Source organism: Kitasatospora sp. NPDC058478 (assembly GCF_042720345.1).
Lineage (GTDB): Bacteria > Actinomycetota > Actinomycetes > Streptomycetales > Streptomycetaceae > Kitasatospora.
In genome coordinates, this window is sequence record NZ_JBHXML010000117.1 from 1 (window position 1) to 18774 (window position 18774).

Annotated in this window: 11 protein-coding genes and 1 pseudogene; 10 read left to right on the top strand and 2 right to left on the bottom strand. The window is 72.7% G+C overall.

Going from position 1 to position 18774, the window contains the following annotated elements; all coding sequences use genetic code 11:
- Window positions 1-104: 104 nt before the first annotated feature.
- Window positions 105-2768, bottom strand: a complete 2664-nt coding sequence (locus ACFWPT_RS39115; protein ID WP_380379722.1) for a transglycosylase domain-containing protein — start codon at window positions 2766-2768, stop codon at window positions 105-107.
- Window positions 2769-3122: 354 nt separating this feature from the next.
- On the opposite strand from ACFWPT_RS39115, the gene ACFWPT_RS39120 reads away from it, so the two are divergent.
- The 5 genes from ACFWPT_RS39120 to ACFWPT_RS39140 all read left to right on the top strand — a co-directional run bounded on the left by ACFWPT_RS39120 (window position 3123) and on the right by ACFWPT_RS39140 (window position 8348).
- Entirely contained in the window at window positions 3123-3824 is a 702-nt protein-coding gene (locus tag ACFWPT_RS39120; protein ID WP_063348480.1) for a PadR family transcriptional regulator, read from the top strand.
- Window positions 3825-3950: 126 nt separating this feature from the next.
- Window positions 3951-5033: an inositol-3-phosphate synthase gene (locus tag ACFWPT_RS39125; protein ID WP_063348479.1), complete on the top strand. Its 1083-nt coding sequence runs from the start codon at window positions 3951-3953 to the stop codon at window positions 5031-5033.
- A 140-nt stretch (window positions 5034-5173) separates the two neighbouring features.
- Complete coding sequence (locus ACFWPT_RS39130; RefSeq protein ID WP_380487692.1) at window positions 5174-6511, top strand: MFS transporter; 1338 nt, start codon at window positions 5174-5176, stop codon at window positions 6509-6511.
- Between the two features lie 96 nt (window positions 6512-6607).
- Window positions 6608-7267 (top strand): hypothetical protein, encoded by a 660-nt coding sequence (locus ACFWPT_RS39135; RefSeq protein WP_380487694.1) that lies wholly within the window; start codon window positions 6608-6610, stop codon window positions 7265-7267.
- 34 nt (window positions 7268-7301) lie between these two features.
- Window positions 7302-8348 carry a hypothetical protein gene (locus ACFWPT_RS39140; RefSeq protein ID WP_380487696.1) on the top strand — a complete coding sequence of 349 codons (1047 nt, stop codon included), beginning with the start codon at window positions 7302-7304 and terminating at the stop codon, window positions 8346-8348.
- A 58-nt stretch (window positions 8349-8406) separates the two neighbouring features.
- Here the strand turns inward: ACFWPT_RS39140 and ACFWPT_RS39145 are convergent, their stop codons facing one another.
- Complete coding sequence (locus ACFWPT_RS39145) at window positions 8407-9807, bottom strand: CCA tRNA nucleotidyltransferase (protein WP_380345967.1); 1401 nt, start codon at window positions 9805-9807, stop codon at window positions 8407-8409.
- 355 nt (window positions 9808-10162) lie between these two features.
- Here ACFWPT_RS39145 and ACFWPT_RS39150 point away from each other — a divergent pair, with 355 nt between their 5' ends.
- The 5 genes and pseudogenes from ACFWPT_RS39150 to ACFWPT_RS39170 all read left to right on the top strand — a co-directional run.
- Window positions 10163-12742 (top strand): DUF6049 family protein, encoded by a 2580-nt coding sequence (locus ACFWPT_RS39150; protein WP_380487698.1) that lies wholly within the window; start codon window positions 10163-10165, stop codon window positions 12740-12742.
- 57 nt (window positions 12743-12799) lie between these two features.
- Window positions 12800-15283, top strand: coding sequence for a murein biosynthesis integral membrane protein MurJ (gene murJ, locus ACFWPT_RS39155; protein WP_380379732.1), 2484 nt, complete (start codon window positions 12800-12802; stop codon window positions 15281-15283).
- A gap of 307 nt (window positions 15284-15590) precedes the next feature.
- Window positions 15591-17597 (top strand): protein kinase family protein, encoded by a 2007-nt coding sequence (locus tag ACFWPT_RS39160; RefSeq protein ID WP_380487700.1) that lies wholly within the window; start codon window positions 15591-15593, stop codon window positions 17595-17597.
- 50 nt (window positions 17598-17647) lie between these two features.
- Window positions 17648-18376 carry an RNA polymerase sigma factor SigM gene (gene sigM / locus ACFWPT_RS39165; protein WP_380487702.1) on the top strand — a complete coding sequence of 243 codons (729 nt, stop codon included), beginning with the start codon at window positions 17648-17650 and terminating at the stop codon, window positions 18374-18376.
- A pseudogene (locus tag ACFWPT_RS39170) lies at window positions 18373-18774 on the top strand (hypothetical protein); the annotation flags it as partial. The gene sigM and the pseudogene ACFWPT_RS39170, both read left to right, overlap by 4 nt.

Below are 18774 nucleotides of genomic sequence, written 5' to 3' on the forward strand. Positions count from 1 at the left end.
GCCGCCCCCCCCGGCCCCCGCCCACACCGCCCCTCGGGGGGGGGGCCCCCCCCCCCGCGGCCCCCCCCCCCCGCCGTTCGGTTCATCCGCTCAGCGGGTGGTGGTCAGGGCAACAGCCCGTTCTGCCCACCGCCACCGCCGGTCGAGGACGGTGTCGGCGGCTTGCCGCTCGGCTTGCTGCTCGTCGCCGGGGGGTCCGTCGGCGGCGCCGTGGGCGGGGGCGTGGTGCAGCCGAGGAGGCCGCAGCTGCTCGTCGGACCGGGGTTGGTCCTGGTGTGCGACGGCGTCTGGCTCGGCTGCGTGCCCGGGCAGTCCACGCCCGGGACACAGCCCGGGCCCTGGGTGGACACGGGCGGCTGCGGCTGGTTGTTGTTGGTCGGCGGCGGCTGGTTGTTGGCCGGCTGGGTCGCGGGCGGGGCCGACGGGGTCTCGCTCGTCGTCGGCGTGGGCGTCATGCTCGGCGAGACCGGGGCGCCGGAGGAGTCCACCTGGGTGCCGACCGGCTGCGGGGTCGGGAAGTCCATCTTCTTCTCGTTGGCCAGCGCGGCCTTCATGTACCGGGTGAAGACGTCGGTCGGGATGTCACCACCGTGGATGGACTCCTTGCCGCCGGTGCCGTTGAGCGACAGCCGCTCGTGCTTGCTCGGGTCCTCGCGCCACATCGCGACGCTGGTCACCAGCTGCGGGGTGTAGCCGACCCACCAGGCCGACTTGTTCTGGTCGGTGGTACCGGTCTTGCCGGCCACCGGGCGGCCCAGCTCCTTGGCCTTGAAACCGGTACCGTTCTTCACCACGTTCACCAGCACGTCGGTGACGTTGTCCGCGACGGCCGGCTCCAGGGCGACCTTGGCGTCCTTCTTGCCGAAGCCCGGGCGCTCGGTGCCGTTCACCTCGACCTTGGTGACCGAGTAGGGCTCGGCCTCCTTGCCGCTGGCCGCCAGGGTGCCGTAGGCGGTGGCCATCCGGATCGGGCTGATGGTGGAGGTGCCGAGGGCGAAGGTCGGGGTCTTCGGGTCGGCGAAGCTCTCCTTCCGGACGCCCATCTGCTCGGCGATGTTGGCCACGTTCTGGCCGCCGACGTCCTGGTTGAGCTGGACGAAGGGCACGTTGAACGAGTTCTGCATGGCCGACCGCAGCGAGACGTAGCCGCGCTTGCCGGAGTCCTCGTTCTTCTGCCGGTAGGGCTTGCCGTCGTCGCCGATCACCAGCGAGCCGTCCGGCTTGCGGATCTCGGACATGTCGTCGGACAGGTAGCGGCTGTCGGCGTTGATCCGCTTCGGCTTGCCCTTGTCGTCGGTGGCCGTCTGGACGCCGATCTGCATGGCGGTCGCCAGCACGAAGGGCTTGAAGGTCGAGCCGACCTGGACGCCGATGGCGTCGGCGTTGTTGTCGAAGTGGCCGTTCTCCACGCCGTCGCCGCCGTAGAGGGCGACGATCGCGCCGTCGCCGGGGCGGATGCTGGCGGAGCCGAACTGGATGAAGGTGTCGTTGTTGGGGCGCTTCTGGGCGTTGAGGTTCTCGCCCTTGACGTCGTCGACGGCCTTCTTCAGGGCGTCGACCTTGTCCTTCTCGAAGGTGGTGTAGACCTTCAGGCCGCCCTTGTCGATCATCTGCTGGGTGATCGTCTTGTCGGTGGCCATCAGGTACTTGTTGGCGGTGTCGACCAGGTAGCTGACCTCACCGTTCATGTTGGAGCTGGGCTTCTGCGGGATCGGGTCGGGGAAGGTGGTGCACTTCGCCCGCTCCTCCGGGGTGATGGCCTTGGTCTTCACCATGTTCTCGAGGATCCAGGCCCACCGCCCCTGGGCCCGCTCCTTGTTGGCCGGGTTGCTGGGGTCGTAGTACGACGCGCCCTTCAACAGGCCGGCCAGCATGGCGCTCTGACAGAGGTCGAGGTCCTTGGCGTCGACCCCGTAGTAAGCCTGTGCGGCGGCCTGGGCGCCGTTCGAACCGCGACCGAACCAGCTGGTGTTCAGGTACCCCTTGAGGATGTCCGGTTTCTGCATCTTCTGATTGATCTTCAGCGTGATGAAGAACTCCTTCAGCTTGCGGCTGAGGGTCTGCTCCTGACTGAGGTACGCGTTCTTCACGTACTGCTGGGTGATCGTCGAGGCGCCCTGGGTCTCGCCGCCCTTGGCCATGTTGTAGACGGCGCGGAGCATGCCCTTGGGGTCGATGCCGCTGTCCTCGCGGAAGGTCTGGTTCTCCGCCGCGATCACGGCGTTCTGCAGGTTGGGGCTGATGTCGGAGAGCTCGACGATCTGACGGTTGGTCTCGCCCTTGCGGGTCATCTCCGAGCCGTCGGCCCAGTAGTAGATCGTGTTCTGGTCCTTCATCAGATCTTTGAGCTTCGGGATCTCGGTGGTCTGGTAGAGGTAGAAGACCCCGCCCACGCAGGTGGCGAAGACGATCAGGAAGGCGCTCAGCCACTGCCGCCAGGACGGCAGCCAGCGCCGGACGCCGGTCTTGCCGAAGCGCGGGTAGTCGATGAACCGCTTCTTGCCGGGGCCTGCGGCGGCGGCCACCGAGGCGGAGGCCGCGGCGGCACCGCGCCGGCCGCCCTTGCCGCCCTTCTGGGCGGCCTTGCGCATCTCGGCGCGGCCCATCCGGGGCTGCTGAGCGGTCTCCCGTTCGCCCGGGGGGCGCCGGCGGCCGGCGCCGTCCGAGCTCACCTCGTCCCGGCCTGGTCCGCCCTGACGGCCACCACCACCCGGGGGCTGCTGCCCGTCACCGCCCGGGCTGGGCGTCCTTCGCCGTCGTTCACTCATGTTGCAGCCACTCCTCGCCAGGCGGTTCCAGCCTGAAGGCAGGGTTCACGTCCGATGCCCGCCAACCGCCCTAACCCCGGAGGTGGTCCTCGTGCACACGCGACAGCGTACGCAGCCGGGAATCCCAACTAATCGGGCATCAGTCCCCAATGACCGCAAAACGGCAGCAGATCATTACACGCCCGTTGCCAACCACTCCTGCGCGTCGGCTTGTGATCACCTTCACGCGCGCCCCCCTTGCCCGTTCCGAGGGCCCGGTTTACTGTTCTCGATATATCGAGCCGATACATCGACGCGGCATACCGCCCGATGCAGCGGCCGGACAACGGCCGAGAGGCAAGGAGGACGACGGCAATGGGCAGGCGCTCAGGAGTGCTGGAGTTCGCCGTTCTCGGTCTGCTCCACGACGCCCCGATGCACGGCTACGAGCTGCGCAAGCGGCTCAACGTCCTGCTCGGAACGTTGCGGGCGTTCTCGTACGGAACGCTCTACCCGTGCCTGAAGAGCCTGGTCGCCCAGGGCTTCCTGGTCGAGGACAACCCGGACGTCGAGTACGTCCCGGCCACCGCGCTCAACGGCAAGCGGTCCAAGACCGTCTACCGGCTCTCCCCCGAAGGCAAGCAGCGCTTCGAGGAGCTGCTCGCCGACTCCGGGCCCGACGCCTGGGAGGACGAGCACTTCGGCGTCCACTTCGCGTTCTTCGGCCAGACCGACCGGGCCGTGCGGATGCGCGTCCTGGAAGGGCGTCGCAGCCGGCTGGAGGAGCGGCTGGAGAAGATGCGCAACTCGCTGGCCCGCGCCCGCGAGCGGTTCGACGACTACACCGTCGAGCTGCAGCGGCACGGACTGGAGTCGGTGGAGCGCGAGGTCCGGTGGCTCAACGAGCTGATCGAGACCGAGCGGGCCAACCGCACCGGCCGGACCGGGCCCGCCACCGGCGGCAACACCACCGCCGTACCCCACAAGACTTCGGACGGCCGTGGCCAGGAGGAAGGGTCCCAGGACCCGCCCGGGCCACCGTACGACCGCCCGGGGCGCTCCGCCCAGGAGCGCTGACACCGCGTCAGCCCTGTGCCGCGCGGCAGGAGTGGGCGCCTCGCGCCCGTACAAGCAGTCATCGAAGAAGCAGGACGAGTGCCGTCGACCCCGGCGGCCCTCATGAGATCACAGGGAGCAACCGGAATGGGTTCGGTTCGCGTAGCCATCGTGGGCGTGGGCAACTGCGCCGCGTCGCTGGTGCAGGGTGTCGAGTACTACAAGGACGCCGACCCGGCCGGCAAGGTCCCCGGGCTGATGCACGTCCAGTTCGGTGAGTACCACGTCCGCGACGTGGAGTTCGTCGCCGCGTTCGACGTCGACGCCAAGAAGGTCGGCTTCGACCTGGCCGACGCCATCGGCAGCAGCGAGAACAACACCATCAAGATCTGCGACGTGCCGCCGACCGGCGTCACCGTCCAGCGCGGCCACACCCTCGACGGCCTGGGCAAGTACTACCGGGAGACCATCGAGGAGTCCGACGAGACCCCGGTCGACGTCGTCCAGATCCTCAAGGACCAGCAGGTCGACGTCCTGGTCTGCTACCTGCCCGTCGGTTCCGAGGCCGCCGCCAAGTTCTACGCCCAGTGCGCCATCGACGCCAAGGTCGCCTTCGTGAACGCCCTGCCGGTGTTCATCGCGGGCACCAAGGAGTGGGCGGACAAGTTCACCGAGGCCGGCGTGCCGATCGTCGGTGACGACATCAAGTCCCAGGTCGGCGCCACCATCACGCACCGCGTGATGGCCAAGCTGTTCGAGGACCGCGGTGTCATCCTCGAGCGCACCATGCAGCTGAACGTCGGCGGCAACATGGACTTCAAGAACATGCTCGAGCGCGAGCGCCTGGAGTCCAAGAAGATCTCCAAGACCCAGGCCGTCACCTCGCAGATCCGCGACCGCGAGATGGGCGCCAACAACGTCCACATCGGCCCGTCGGACTACGTGGCCTGGCTGGACGACCGCAAGTGGGCGTACGTCCGCCTGGAGGGTCGCGCGTTCGGCAACGTCCCGCTGAACCTGGAGTACAAGCTCGAGGTCTGGGACTCCCCGAACTCCGCCGGTGTCATCATCGACGCCGTGCGCGCCGCGAAGATCGCCAAGGACCGCGGCATCGGCGGCCCGATCCTGTCGGCGTCCTCGTACTTCATGAAGTCCCCGCCGGTGCAGTACTTCGACGACGAGGCCAAGGAGAACGTCGAGAAGTTCATCCGCGGCGAGGTCGAGCGCTGAGGTAGAGCGCCGGAGCCGGCGGCGGGTGACCGCCGCCGACCGCGCCGGAGGGCCCACGATCATCGGATCGTGGGCCCTTCACCGTTTCTCGGCGAATGTTTCACGTGAAACAGCGGCCGGTTCCATGGCACTCTGGGCGGGTGGCGATCACCGAGAACGGCAGCACCCACCAGTCCGCACACCGTGCCACGCTTCTCGGTCTGCTCCGCGGCCGGGACTTCCGGCGGCTGCTGACCGCCCGGGTGCTCTCCCAGCTCTCGGACGGCGTCTTCCAGGTCTCGCTCGCCGCCTACGTCGTGTTCTCCCCGGAGAAGCAGTCCTCCCCCGCCGACATCGCCTCGGTGCTGGCCGTGATGCTGCTGCCGTTCTCGGTGATCGGGCCGTTCGCCGGGGTGCTGCTGGACCGCTGGCGCCGCCGCCAGGTGCTCTACTACGGCAACCTGGCCCGCTTCGGGCTCGGCCTGGGCACCGGCGCCCTGCTCCTGGCGGAGGCGCCGACCTGGCTGTTCTTCGCCTCGGCGCTGCTCGTCACCGCGCTCAACCGGTTCATCCTGGCCGGCCTGTCCGCCGCCCTGCCCCGGGTGGTCGAGCAGGACCAGCTGGTCACCGCCAACGCGCTCTCCCCCACGCTGGGCACGGTCGCCGCCGCCTCCGGCGGAGGGGTCGGCTTCCTGCTGCACCAGGTGATGACCCCCGGACCGAAGGCCGACGCCGCGCTGGTCACGGTGGCCGCGCTGCTCTACCTGTCGGCCGCACTGGCCGCCCGCCGGATGGACCGCGACCTGCTCGGCCCGGAGAAGCACGGCGACCGCCCGGCGCTCGGCCAGGCGCTGGTCCGGGCCGCCGTCGAACTCGGCGCCGCCGTGCGCCACTTGGTGCGGGACTGCCGGCCCGCCGTGCACGCGCTGGCCGCCGTCACCGCGGCCCGGTTCTGCTACGGCGTGCTGATCGTGGTCGTGGTGATGCTCGCCCGGTACACCTTCAACGACCCGTCCGACAGCGCAGCCGGACTGGTCACGCTCGGCCAGGCGGTCGGCCTGTCCGCCGCCGGGTTCTTCGTCGCCGCGCTGGTCAGCCCCTGGTGCACCCGGCGGCTCGGCCTGGCCGGCTGGATGACGGTCTGCCTGGCGGCCCCGGTGGTCTTCGTCCCGGCGCTCGGCCTGAGCTTCACCCTGCTGCCCTGCCTGCTCGCGGCGCTGCTGCTCGGGGTGGTCACCCAGGGCACCAAGATCTGCGCCGACACCGTGGTCCAGGAGTCGGTCGAGGACGAGTACCGCGGCCGGGTCTTCGCGATCTACGACGTGCTGTTCAACGTCGCCTTCGTGACCGCCGCCCTGGTCACGGCGCTGGTGCTGCCGCTCTCCGGCCGCTCGGTCGTGGTGGTGGTCGGGGTCGCCGCGGTGTACGGGCTCTCGGCGCTCCTCTACCTGCGCTCCGCCCGGCGGTACGGGCCGCTCCCCGGCGACCGGGCCTCCTGAAGGCCCTCGGCCCCTCGGAACGGTGGCGTCCGACCGAGTCGCTAAGGTACGTCAGACCTGTCGCAGCGACAGCACTCGGCCTCGGGGGACGAACTGATGAGCACACCGCCCGGCCCGTACGGGCCACCTCCGCCGTACGGGCCGCCCCCGCAGCCGGCCCCGCCGTACGGGCAGGTGCCGTACATCCCGTCGCAGCCCCAGCCCGCACCGCCCGGCTTCGGACCGCCCCCGCCCGGGCCGCCCCAGCCCGGACCACCCCAGCCCGCACCGCCCGGCTTCGGACCGCCCCCGGCCTACGGCCAGCAGCCGCCCGGCTACGGCGCCCAGTCGCCGTACGGCCAGCAGCCGCCCGCCGGCCCGTACGGCTACCCGCCGCCCGCCTCCGCCGCCGAGACGCCCCCCGCGAAGCGCGGCGTCAAGGCGAAGCTGCGGATCGTCGGCCTGGTCGGCGGCTGCCTCGCGCTGGCCGTCGGCTACTTCGTCAGCGGCCCGAGCGTCAGCAGCGCCAAGCCCGGCGACTGCGTCCGGGTGAGCGGCACCCGCGATGTCGAGATCGTCAAGTGCAGTGACGCCAAAGCGAATTACCGGGTCCTGTCGACGTTCGGCGACACCACCGACGTGAACCGCTGCCAGCAGACGCCGCAGACCACCAGCGCCGTCTCGGGCAAGAGCGGACGCCGCTGGAACAAGAAGCGGTACGTGCTCTGCCTCGGCCCGATGACCCCGGCCGGCGCCCCGCTGCCGGGGAAGGCCTGACCTCTCCACCACCACCGCATCCCCGGGGGACCTCTTGTCCGTTCCGCCGCCCCAGCTGCCGTACGGCGCCCCGCCGCCCGACGACGGCAACCCGTACGCCACCGGCAACCCCTACGGCCGGCCGACCCCGCCGCCGCCGGGCCCGCCGCCCGGCTACGGCTACCCGGCCGCCCCGCCGCCGCCCGACCAGCCGTACGGCTACCCTCCCCAGCCCGCGCCCGGCTACGGGTACGGGTACCCGCCACCGGCGCCGCAGGACGGGCCCGCCTGCCGCTTCTGCGGCGGCTTCCCGGCCGTGGACGCCACCGTCCGCGGCCACCAGGGCCTGGTCCTGGCCTACCGGATGCTGCGGATGCCGGGCCCGTTCTGCCGCACCTGCGGGACGGCCACGGTGCGCGACCTGTCCGCCCGCACCCTGGTCCAGGGCTGGTGGAGCCCGGCGTCGGTGCTGCTGGCGCCGATCACCCTGCTGCTGAACCTCGCCGCCAACGGCAAGGTCAAGCGGCTGCCGCCGCCCGTCCCGGGCAGCCACGGCCCCCAGCTCGACCCCGGCGTCCCGCTGGGCCGGCGGCCGCACGCGCTGATGCTGCTGCTGCCGCTCTCGGTGGTCGTCACGCTGGTCCTGGCCGCCACCGGGGTGCTCGGCCCGAAGAAGGACGACCCGGTCGCGCCGATCGCGATACCGACGGTGACGGTGCCCCCGGTGACCACCTTCTCGCCGCCGGCCTACCCGCCGCGGCCGTTCCCCTCGCCGACGTTCAGCATGCCGCCGGTGCCCACCATCACGCTGCCGCCGCCGACCGCCCCCAGCACCGCTGCCGACAGCATCGACCGGGCCAACCCCGGCGACTGCCTGCGCAACGAGAACGGCACCGGCGCGACCCACGACGCCAACCCGAAGATCACCATGCTGCCCTGCGGCGACTCCCGCGCCCAGTACAAGGTGGTCTTCAAGTACCTGGCCACCTCCGACGAGAAGGTCTGCGAGAAGCAGCCGAAGTCGGACAGCACCTACACCCGCACCTACTCCAACCTGCCGGCCCTCAACTACGTGCTCTGCCTGCAGAGCCTCCACGGCTGACCCGGCACGCCCGAGGGGTGGTCCCGGCGTCGGCCGGGGCCACCCCTCGCAGCACCTCTCAGCCCTGCTGCTCGGCCCACCAGGCCCGCAGCGCGGCCACCGCCGCGTCGTGCTCCAGCGGGCCGTGCTCCAGCCGGAGTTCGAGCATGTGCTTGTACGCCTTGCCGACCTGCGGGCCGGGCTTGAGCCCGAGCAGCTCCATGATCTGGTTGCCGTCCAGCGCCGGGCGGACGGCGTCCAGCTCCTCCTGGGCCTTCAGCTCGGTGATCCGCTGCTCCAGGCCGTCGTAGGTGCGCGACAGCGCCGCCGCCTTCTTGCGGTTGCGGGTGGTGCAGTCGGAGCGGGTGAGCTTGTGCAGGCGCTCCAGCAGCGGTCCGGCGTCGGTGACGTAGCGGCGCACCGCGGAGTCCGTCCACTCGCCGCCGCCGTAGCCGTGGAAGCGCAGGTGCAGCTCGACCAGCTGCGAGACGTCCTCGGTGAGCTCCTTGGAGTACTTGAGCTCGCGCATCCGCTTGCGGGTCATCTTGGCGCCGACCACCTCGTGGTGGTGGAAGGAGACCCGGCCGTCCGACTCGAAGCGGCGGGTGCGCGGCTTGCCGATGTCGTGCAGCAGCGCGGCCAGCCGCAGGGTGAGGTCCGGGCCGTCCTGCTCCAGGTCGACGGCCTGTTCCAGGACGGTCAGCGAGTGCTCGTAGACGTCCTTGTGCCGGTGGTGCTCGTCGCGCTCCAGCCGCAGTGCGGGCAGTTCGGGCAGCACGTGGTCGGCCAGGCCGGTGTCGACCAGCAGCCGCAGGCCCTTCACCGGGTGCTTGGCCAGCAGCAGCTTGTTCAGCTCGGCCTGGACGCGCTCGGCGGACACGATGGTGATCCGCTCGGCCATCGCGGTCATCGCGGCGACGACCTCGGGGGCCGGCTCGAAGTCGAGCTGGGCGGCGAAGCGGGCGGCGCGCATCATCCGCAGCGGGTCGTCGGAGAAGGACTCCTCGGGGGTCGCGGGGGTGCGCAGCACCCGGGCCTCCAGGTCGTCCAGGCCGTGGTGCGGGTCGACGAAGCCGCGGCCGGGCAGGTCGACGGCCATCGCGTTGACGGTGAAGTCCCGGCGGACCAGGTCCTGCTCGATGGTGTCGCCGTAGGTGACCTCGGGCTTGCGGGAGGTCCGGTCGTACGCCTCGGAGCGGTAGGTGGTGATCTCGATCAGGAAGGAGCCCTCGGGGGTGTCCTTGCGGGCGCCGACCGTGCCGAAGGCGATGCCGACGTCCCAGACCGCGTCCGCCCAGCCCTTGACCAGCCTGAGCACCTGCTGCGGGCGGGCGTCGGTGGTGAAGTCCAGGTCGTTGCCGAGCCGGCCGAGCAGGGCGTCCCGCACCGAGCCGCCGACCAGGGCCAGCCGGTGGCCGGCCGCCTCGAACCGACGGGCGATCTCGTCGGCCACCGGCGACACCCGCAGCAGCTCTTGCAGCCCCAGGGTCTGGGCCTCGCTCAGGCCTGGGACGGCCTGGACGGCGGTGCTGGAACGGTCGAGGTGCGCGGTGGACTCATTGGCAGTGGACACGGCTCACAAGAGTACGTGGCCCGACAGGTCAACCGCCCGCGCGTTTTGGGCGTCTCACCCCAAGGCCCGCAACACTGCACCGCGGGCTGCATCGTTACCATGCCGGTGGACGAGTCTCGGGCACCGGACAGGGGATGCGGTGTCGCGTGCCGCCGTGGCCGGCGGAGCTCCCGCGGCACCAGCGCGGCGAACTGCGTCGAGCGAAGAACGTCAAGCGAACAGCATCAGCAGCGAGCGATCGAGAACGGCGAGGGCGGAACGAGTGAGTGAGCCGGCACGGCACTCGGGCCTGGGGGCGGAACGACGGCCCGGAAGGACCGAACGCCCCGTCGAAGGGCACGGTACGGGGCGGCGCGCGGGGCGGGCGGCCCGCCGCCTCGCCGCCGTCTGCGGGGCCGCCCTGGCCCTGTTCTCAGCGGTCGCCCCGGCCGCGGCGCTGCCCGCCGGGGGCGGCGTCCGGCCGACCGCCGACAACGGCGTCTCGGCCGAGTACCCGGTGGAGATGACCATCGAGACGGTGGCACCGCAGGTGGCCAGCCCGAACGGCATCGTGAAGATCACCGGGCACGTCACCAACACCGGCAAGGCCGCGGTCAAGAACGCCCACGCGGCCGTCCGCAAGCCGCTGTCCAGCAAGCCGCTGCAGCGGCGCAGCGACCTGTCCCTGGTGACCACCCGCAGCGGCCCGACCAACTCCGACGGCGTGGAGCTGGACAGCCCGCAGTACGCCCTGCCGGAGCTGGGCCCGGGCCAGAACCAGCCCTACACCCTGAGCGTCTCGGTGAGCGACCTCGGGCTGTCCGACAGCGGCGTCTACGAGCTCGCGGTGGACGCCTGGGGCTCGACCGCCGACAACCAGCGCGACCGACCGCTGGGCATCGCCCGGACCTTCCTGCCGTACAACCCGGGCGGCGCCGAGGCACAGCCCAGCAAGGTCACCACGCTCTGGCCGCTGGTGCACGCGCCGGTGCTGGCCGCGCAGACCTACTCCGACAACGACCAGCCCGTCCCCGTCCTGCGCGACGACAGCCTGACCGCCGAGTTCTCCCCGGGCGGCCGGCTGTACGAGCTGGTGGACACCGGGGCCAAGATGACCGGGCTGACCTGGGTGGTCGACCCGGACCTGCTGGACACCGCGTTCGCGATGACCAGGCCGTACCGGGTGCAGAAGCCGGGCCAGGACGTCGGCAAGCCGGCCAAGGACGACAACACCGTCCCCGGCACCGGCCAGGCCGCCGCCACCGCCTGGCTGGACAAGCTGCGGGCCGCCGTCGCCAAGCCGGGCGGCCAGGTGGTGTCGCTGCCCTACGCCGACCCGGACCTCGCCTCGATCGCGCACAACGGCGCCGACCTGATCGGGATGGGCACCGCCCTGGGCAAGGCGGCCACCGCCGGCCGACTCACCGTCGAGGGCCGGCTGTCCGTCGACACCCGCTCGGACGTGGCCTGGCCGTACCAGGGCTACCTGGACCAGCAGATCGCGGGCATCGCCCAGCAGGCCGGCAACGGCCTGGTCCTGGTCAACGGCGCGAGCATGCCGGAGCCGGACGCGATGAACTACACCCCGACCGCGGTGCGCCCGATCGGCAGCGGGCAGAACGCGGTGGTCGCCGACGAGACCGTCTCCTCGCTGTTCCAGACCGACCTCGCCTCCCCGCAGGCGCAGACCAAGGCGAACCAGCGCTTCCTCGCCGAGACCTACACGATCACCCACGAGCAGCCGCAGAACCAGCGCGGCCTGCTGGTGATGCCGCCGCGCGACCTGACCGCGAGCACCGCCAAGGTGCTGGCGGACGCCCTGCAGACGGCCTCCGACAACAAGTGGCTCGCCCCGGTCAAGCTGGACACCCTCGCCCAGGCCTCGCCCGACCAGAAGGCCAACACCGCCGTCCCGGCGGCCGCCGACTACCCGGCCCAGGTCCGGGCCTCGGAGCTGTCCGCGGCCGAGCTGAGCAGCACCGACGAGATCCAGCAGAACCTGGACACGCTGATGCGGGTGCTCACCCTGCCGCAGCGGGTGCGCGGCCCGTTCAGCGCCGCGATGGTCCGCTCGCTGTCCACCGCGTGGCGCACCGACGCGGCGGCCGGCAGCACCTACCGCGCGGACGTCGCCAAGTACCTGGACGAACTGACCGGAGCCGTCCGGGTGACGAAGAAGAACGTCGTCACCCTCGCCGGCGACACCGGCCTGGTGCCGGTCAGCGTCCGCAACGACCTCACCCAGACCGTCACCAACCTCAAGCTGGTGCTCACCTCGACCCAGCCGAACCGGCTGCGGGTGGGCAAGGAGGAGGAACTGGTCATCCCCGCCGCTCAGAGCGCCACCCTCCGGTTCCAGGCCGAGGCGCGCAACAACGGCCCGGTCACCATGACCGCCCAGCTCTGGACCACCGGCCCCAACCCGCAGAAGTACGGCACACCGCAGCAGTTCACAGTGGAGGTCACCTCGGTGACCAACGGCGTGCTGTACGTCTTCGCGGCCGCCGCCGGCCTGCTGCTGCTGGCCGCGCTGCGCTTCGTGCGGCAGCGCAAGCGGCGGGCCGGGCAGCCGCACGCCGACGGCGACCAGCCGGTCGACGGCCCGGCGGCGGACGGCGCACCGGCCCCGGCGGCGGACGAGGCCCGGGACGGGGCGCAGGACGCGGGCGGGGACGCGAGCGGGGAGAAGCCCGACGGCGAGGCCGGGGGCGGTGCCGGCGAACCCTCCGGGAACGGCCCCGGCGGCGGCCCCGAAGACGGCTCCGGCGGCGGATCCGCCGAGGCCGGCCCCGCGCAGACACCGCGCGGCAGCAACGCGGATGGCCGGGATCGGACCGCCAGTGATGAGAAGGTTGGTCCTTGATACCGCCGACCCCCCGCAACGCCGGGCCGGCCTCCCCCACGACAGCGAAGAGGTGACATGACCGGGCGCAGCGAGGAGCGGCCGCCGGGCCGCGGTGAGAACCGGCCGGGCGCCGAGTCGCCGTCCGGCGACTGGTACGTGGCCGACACCTACGCCCAGGACCCGTACGCGGCCGACGCGTACGGGAACCCGCAGGCCGGCCAGGACCCGTACGGTCTGCGGGCCGACCGGCCCGCGGCACCTCAGCCGCCGGCCACCGCGTACGACGTGCCGCCGCAGCTGCCGCCGCAGGGCGGCGGCTACCCGACGCCGGTGCCGCCGGCGCAGTACTCGGCGCCGACGCCGTTCGCGGCCCCGGTGCCGCCCGTGCAGCCCGGCTGGGACACCCCGGTGCAGGCCGCCTGGCAGGAGGCCCCGGCCCCGGCCGGCGGCGGCCAGTGGGGCGGCCAGGAGCAGCCCCGGCCGCAGTGGGAGCCGGGCCCGGCGCACTCGACCTGGGACAGCGAGACCACCGAGTACGTCGGGGTGGACGCGCTGTTCGGCGGCCACCAGGCGCAGGCGGCGGCCCAGCCGCCGGTGCCCCCGCCCGCCCCGGTGCACCCGATGGCACCGCCGGTCGCGCCCCCGCCCCCCGTTGCCGGGCCGCCGCACGCCCCCGCGCCGTACCCGCCGGTGGGCGGCTACCCGGGGCAGCAGCAGTACGCCGGCCCGGACGGGCACCGCCCCTTCGTCCCCCCGATCGAGTTCGACCCGCCGCTCTCCGAGGACGAGGCCACCATGCAGGTGGCCGCCGTGGCGGTGCCGCCGGCGGTGGAGCCGCTGGCGGACCTCGTCGCCGAGGAGCGCGCCGCACAGCCGGCGCCCGCGGCCGAGCCCGCCCCGGCGGCCGGCGGCGGCGGCAAGGTCGCGAGCCTGCTGAACTCCAGCGCGATCATGGCGGCCGGCACGCTGGTCTCCCGCGGCACCGGCTTCGTCCGGACCATGGTGATCACCGCCGCCATCGGCGTCGCCGCCATGGGCGACTCGTACAACGCCGCTTACACCCTGCCGACTCTGCTCTACATCCTGATCGGCGGCGGCGCGCTGAACGCCGTCTTCGTGCCGCAGCTGGTGCGCAGCATGAAGAACGACGAGGACGGCGGCACCGCGTACGCCAACCGGCTGCTCACCCTGGTGATGGTCGGGCTCGGCGGCGTGGTGTTCCTCGCGGTGCTCGGGGCACCGCTGCTGGTGCAGCTGATCTCGCACTCGATGATGGAGAACGCGGACCGCGCCGAGACCACGGTCGCGCTGGCCCGGTACTGCCTGCCGACCATCTTCTTCATGGGCGTCCACGTGGTGATGGGGCAGATCCTCAACGCCCGCGGCCGGTTCGGCGCGATGATGTGGACCCCGGTCCTCAACAACATCGTGGTGATCTTCACCTTCGGCGCCTACATCTGGGTGTACGGCGGCTACAGCGGCACGCACGTGACGCCCGAGGGCATCTCGCCCGAGGGCGTCCGGCTGCTCGGCCTCGGCACCCTGCTCGGCCTGGTCGTCCAGTCGCTGGCGATGATCCCGTACCTGCGGTCGGCCGGCTTCCGCTACCGGCCGCGCTTCGACTGGCGCGGCCACGGCCTGGGCAAGGCCGCCCGGCTGGCCAAGTGGACCTTCTTCTTCGTGCTCGCCAACCAGGCCGGCTTCCTGGTCATCACCCAGCTGGCCACCGCCGCCGGCAGCGCCGCCGAGAAGGGCGGCCACGAGGGCGTCGGCCTCGCGGCGTTCTCCAACGCCCTGCTGATCTGGCAGCTCCCGCAGGCCGTGATCACCGTCTCGATCATGAGCGCGGTGCTCCCCCGGCTCTCCCGGGCGGCGGCCGACGAGGACGCCGGCGCCGTCCGCGACGACCTGTCGTACGGGCTGCGCACCACCGCGGTGGCGGTCGTCCCGGGCGCCTTCCTGTTCCTGTCGCTCGGCCCGGCGATCGCCCGCTCGATCTACGGGATCGGCGGCGGTGACCGGGCCCTGGACAACGCCTCCAACGTCGGCCTGATGCTCTCGGCCTTCGCGCTCGGGCTGATCCCGTACTCGGCCCAGTACGTGATGCTGCGCGGCTTCTACGCCTACGAGGACACCCGGACGCCGTTCTCCAACACCGTCTGGGTCGCGGTCTGCCAGGCCGGGTTCTCGGTGGTCTGCTGGTTCACGCTGCCCGCCCAGTGGGCCGTGATCGGGATGTCCTTCGGCTATGGTCTGGCCTACGCCGTCGGGGTGACGGTCGCACTGCCGAAGTTGAAGAAGAAGATCGGCGGGCTGGACAGCAAGCGGATCGGCAAGACCTACAGCCGACTGGCCACCGCCGGCGTGCCGTCCGCGCTGGTCGGCCTCGGCGTCAGCCTGGCGGTCCAGCAGGTGCTGGACGGCTGGCTGGGCAGCGTGCTGTCCCTCGTCGCGGGCGGCGGCCTCCAGCTGGCCGTGTTCGTGCTCATCGCGAAGCGCCTGCGGATCGAGGAGCTCAACGCCATGCTCGGCATGGTGCGCGGCCGGCTGGGCCGCTGATCCACCACACCGACCGACCGGACGAGCGGACGCCCTGACCGGGTGTCGACGGGAGCCACCGGCTCCTCCGCCCGTCCGGCCGGGTGCCGGGCCGCCGCCCGCGCCCGGCTCCGCCCGGGCCGCGAGATGGCGGCCCGGTGTCGGATCTGCACCACATCTCTCCACCAGCACGCAACCGAGCGCGCCCCTCAGCGGTCGTACTCGGTGGAGAAGAGTGGGCACAATTGTCCTGGAGCACGTGGCCGCCAACCCGCGGGCTCCAGCGACTCTCTCAAGCCGGGGCGACACAAGGGGAGGCAGGACCACGGTGGCTGATGGCACCAAGGCGGTCGTCGACACGTCAGCAGCTGACGCGGCGGCGGACGAGGCCGCACTGGCCGCGGCGATCGACGAGCTCACGGCGGGGAAGGCAGCCCCGGCGGGCGCCGTCGCCGACGCCTCCTCCCAGGACGCCTCCGAGGACCGGGGCGCCGCCCCGGACACCCCGGTGGCCGCCGACCCGGACCCGGACACCGACGCCGCCGACCCCTCCGAGCCCTCCGACCTCTCCGACCTCTCCGACGTCGGCCAGGACGCCCCCCGCGGCGAGGAGACCTCGGAGATCACCGCTCCGCTCTCGGTCCACGAGATCGCCGCCGAGCTGGCCGCCGGCACCGTCCGGCGCAAGCCCGCCGCCCCGGAGCCCGCAGCCGCCAAGCGCCGCCCCACCGACCCGCAGCCCACCGTCGACCCGCGCGACACCGCCACCCTGCCCCGCACCCTCCCCGCCCCGCTGCGGCACAGCGGCGACATGATCGGCCACCGGTACCGGCTGGAGGAGTGCATCTCCCAGACCGAGACCTTCAGCAGCTGGCGCGCGGTCGACGAGAAGCTGCGCCGGGCCGTCGGCGTCCACCTGATGGCCTCCGGCCACCAGCGCGCCCGCAAGGTGCTCGCCGCCGCCAAGTCCGCCGCCCTGCTCGGCGACCCGCGCTTCGTCCAGGTCCTGGACGCCGTCCAGGAGGGCGAGCTGGTCTACGTCGTGCGGGAGTGGCTGCCGCACGCCTCCGACCTCGCCAAGCTGCTCGCCGACGGCCCGATGGAGCCGCACGAGGCGTACCAGATGGTCCGCCAGGTGACCGACGCGGTCGCCGCCGCCCACCGGCGCGGCCAGGCCCACCTGCGGCTCACCCCGCGCTGCGTGCTGCGCACCGACAGCGGCCAGTACCGGATCAACGGCATCGCGGTGGACGCCGCCCTGCGCGGGCTGCCCGACGAGGACGGCACCGACGGCTCCGAGCGCACCGACACCCGCGCGATCGGCGCCCTGCTGTTCGCCGCGCTCACCCACCGCTGGCCCTACCCGGAGGACCGCTACGACCTCCAGGGCCTGCCCAAGGGCCTCCAGAACGCCGCGCCGGACCAGGTCCGCGCGGGCGTCCACAAGGGCCTGTCCGAGCTGGCCGCGCGGGCCCTGTTCGACCACCCGCCGCACCACGCCGAGCCGATCACCACCCCGGAGGAGCTGACCCGGGCGATCGCGCAGATGCCCCGGATCCGCCAGCCCGAACCGGAGCTGCCCCCCTTCCCGGCCCCGCCCCGGCACAACACCCACGCGCTGCCGACCGCGCCCAACCCGACCCGGGTGGCCGACCCGGCCGTCGCCCCGCTGCCCGCCTCGTCCCGGCCGACCGCGAGCCGGCGCACCCGGCGACGGCTGCGCCGGGTGGTCAAGGCGACGGCCTGGACGGTCGCCCTGGGCGCCATCGGCGTCGCCTCCTGGCAGTTCGTGGACACCCTGCGCAACACCGGCCCGACCACCTCCCCGCAGACCTCGGCCACCAGCGACGCACCGACCCCGCAGGCCAGCACCCACAACCCGACGCCGATCGCGCCCAAAGCCGCCCTCTCGTACAACCCGAAGGGCGATTCGGCGGAATCCGCCTGGGCCCTCCCCAAGGCCATCGACGGCGACCCCAACACGAGCTGGCCGACCTTCGGCTACGACGACCAGTTCGTCCCGGGCGGCTACAAGGAAGGCACCGGCCTGCTGATCGATCTCGGCTCGCCGCACGCCGTCAACTCGGTGAGCGTCCAGTTCGTCGGCACCACCACGGCCGAGCTGCGGATCCCGAACGGTCAGGCGGCGGACAACCCGCAGAAGGCGCCGCTGGCCTCCTTCACGGCCGTGGGGAAGAAGAGCGGCACCACCGTCGACTTCGCTCTCAGCACCCCGACGAACACGCGCTACCTCTTGATCTGGCTGACCAGCCTGCCGAAGGATACGGACGGCAGGTTCCGCGGGCAGGTCGCCGAGGTGAAGGTCTCCGGCTGACCGGCTGACCGGCGGTCCGGTCTCCAGGACGACGGCGAGGGGGGCGAGGGGTGACGGTGGCGGAGGACGACGCGGCGCTGCTCGCCCGGCACGTCGCCGGCGACCCGGACGCCTTCGGCCTCCTGGTGAACCGCCACCGCGACCGGCTCTGGGCGGTCGCCCTGCGCACCCTGGGCGACCGTGAGGAGGCCGCCGACGCCCTCCAGGACGCCCTGGTCTCCGCCTTCCGCGCCGCCCCCGGCTTCCAGGGCCGCTCGGCGGTCACCACCTGGCTGCACCGGATCGTGGTCAACGCCTGTCTGGACCGCGCCCGGCGCAGCGCCACCCGCCGCACCACCCCGCTCGACGAGGACCCGCGGCGTCTGGACACCCTGGTCGGCGCCGCGGAACCGGCCGACTCCCCGGTGGTCCGGGCCGAGGTGCAGCGCGAGCTGGCCGCGGCGCTCGCCGAACTGCCCGCCGAGCAGCGGGCCGCACTCGTCCTGGTCGACATGCAGGGCTACCCCGTCGCCGAGGCCGCCGAGCTGCTGGGCGTCCCGGTGGGCACGGTGAAGAGCCGCTGCGCCCGGGGCCGGGCCCGGCTGCTCCCGCTGGTCCGCCATCTGCGCGAGAGCGGCGGTGGCGGACCGGATGTTTCACGTGAAACACCGAACGCCCCCGGCACGGCCCCGTCACCTCGGCGGAACGCGCCGGGGAACCCGACGGGCACCCGCACCGTCACAGGGACAGGCCCGAACACCGGTCGGACGGTTCTGGAAGGAGACGCGAGCGCGCGATGACGGCCCACCTCTCCTCCTCCGGCCCCACCGGCCCCGCCGAGGCCCACCCCTCCGTCGACGAGCTCGCCGACCTCGCCGAGGGGCTGGTCGAGTCCGCCGACGCCGCCCGGACGCTGCGCCGACACCTGGACGGCTGCGCCGAGTGCCGCGAGACCGCCGACGCGCTCGGCGAGGTCCAGGCACTGCTCGGCGCCGTCGAGGCCCCGCCGATGCCCGCCGACGTCGCCGCCAGGCTGGACGCCGCCCTCGCCGCGGCCGCCGCCTCCGCAGCGACGGAGGAGGAGACCGAGAACGCCCCCCTCGCGGCCTCCCGGGCCGCCACCCCCACCCTGGCCCCCCGGGCCGCCGCGGCGCCCGCCGCACCCCCTTCCCGGCCCGCCGCGCCCACCGGCCCGGGC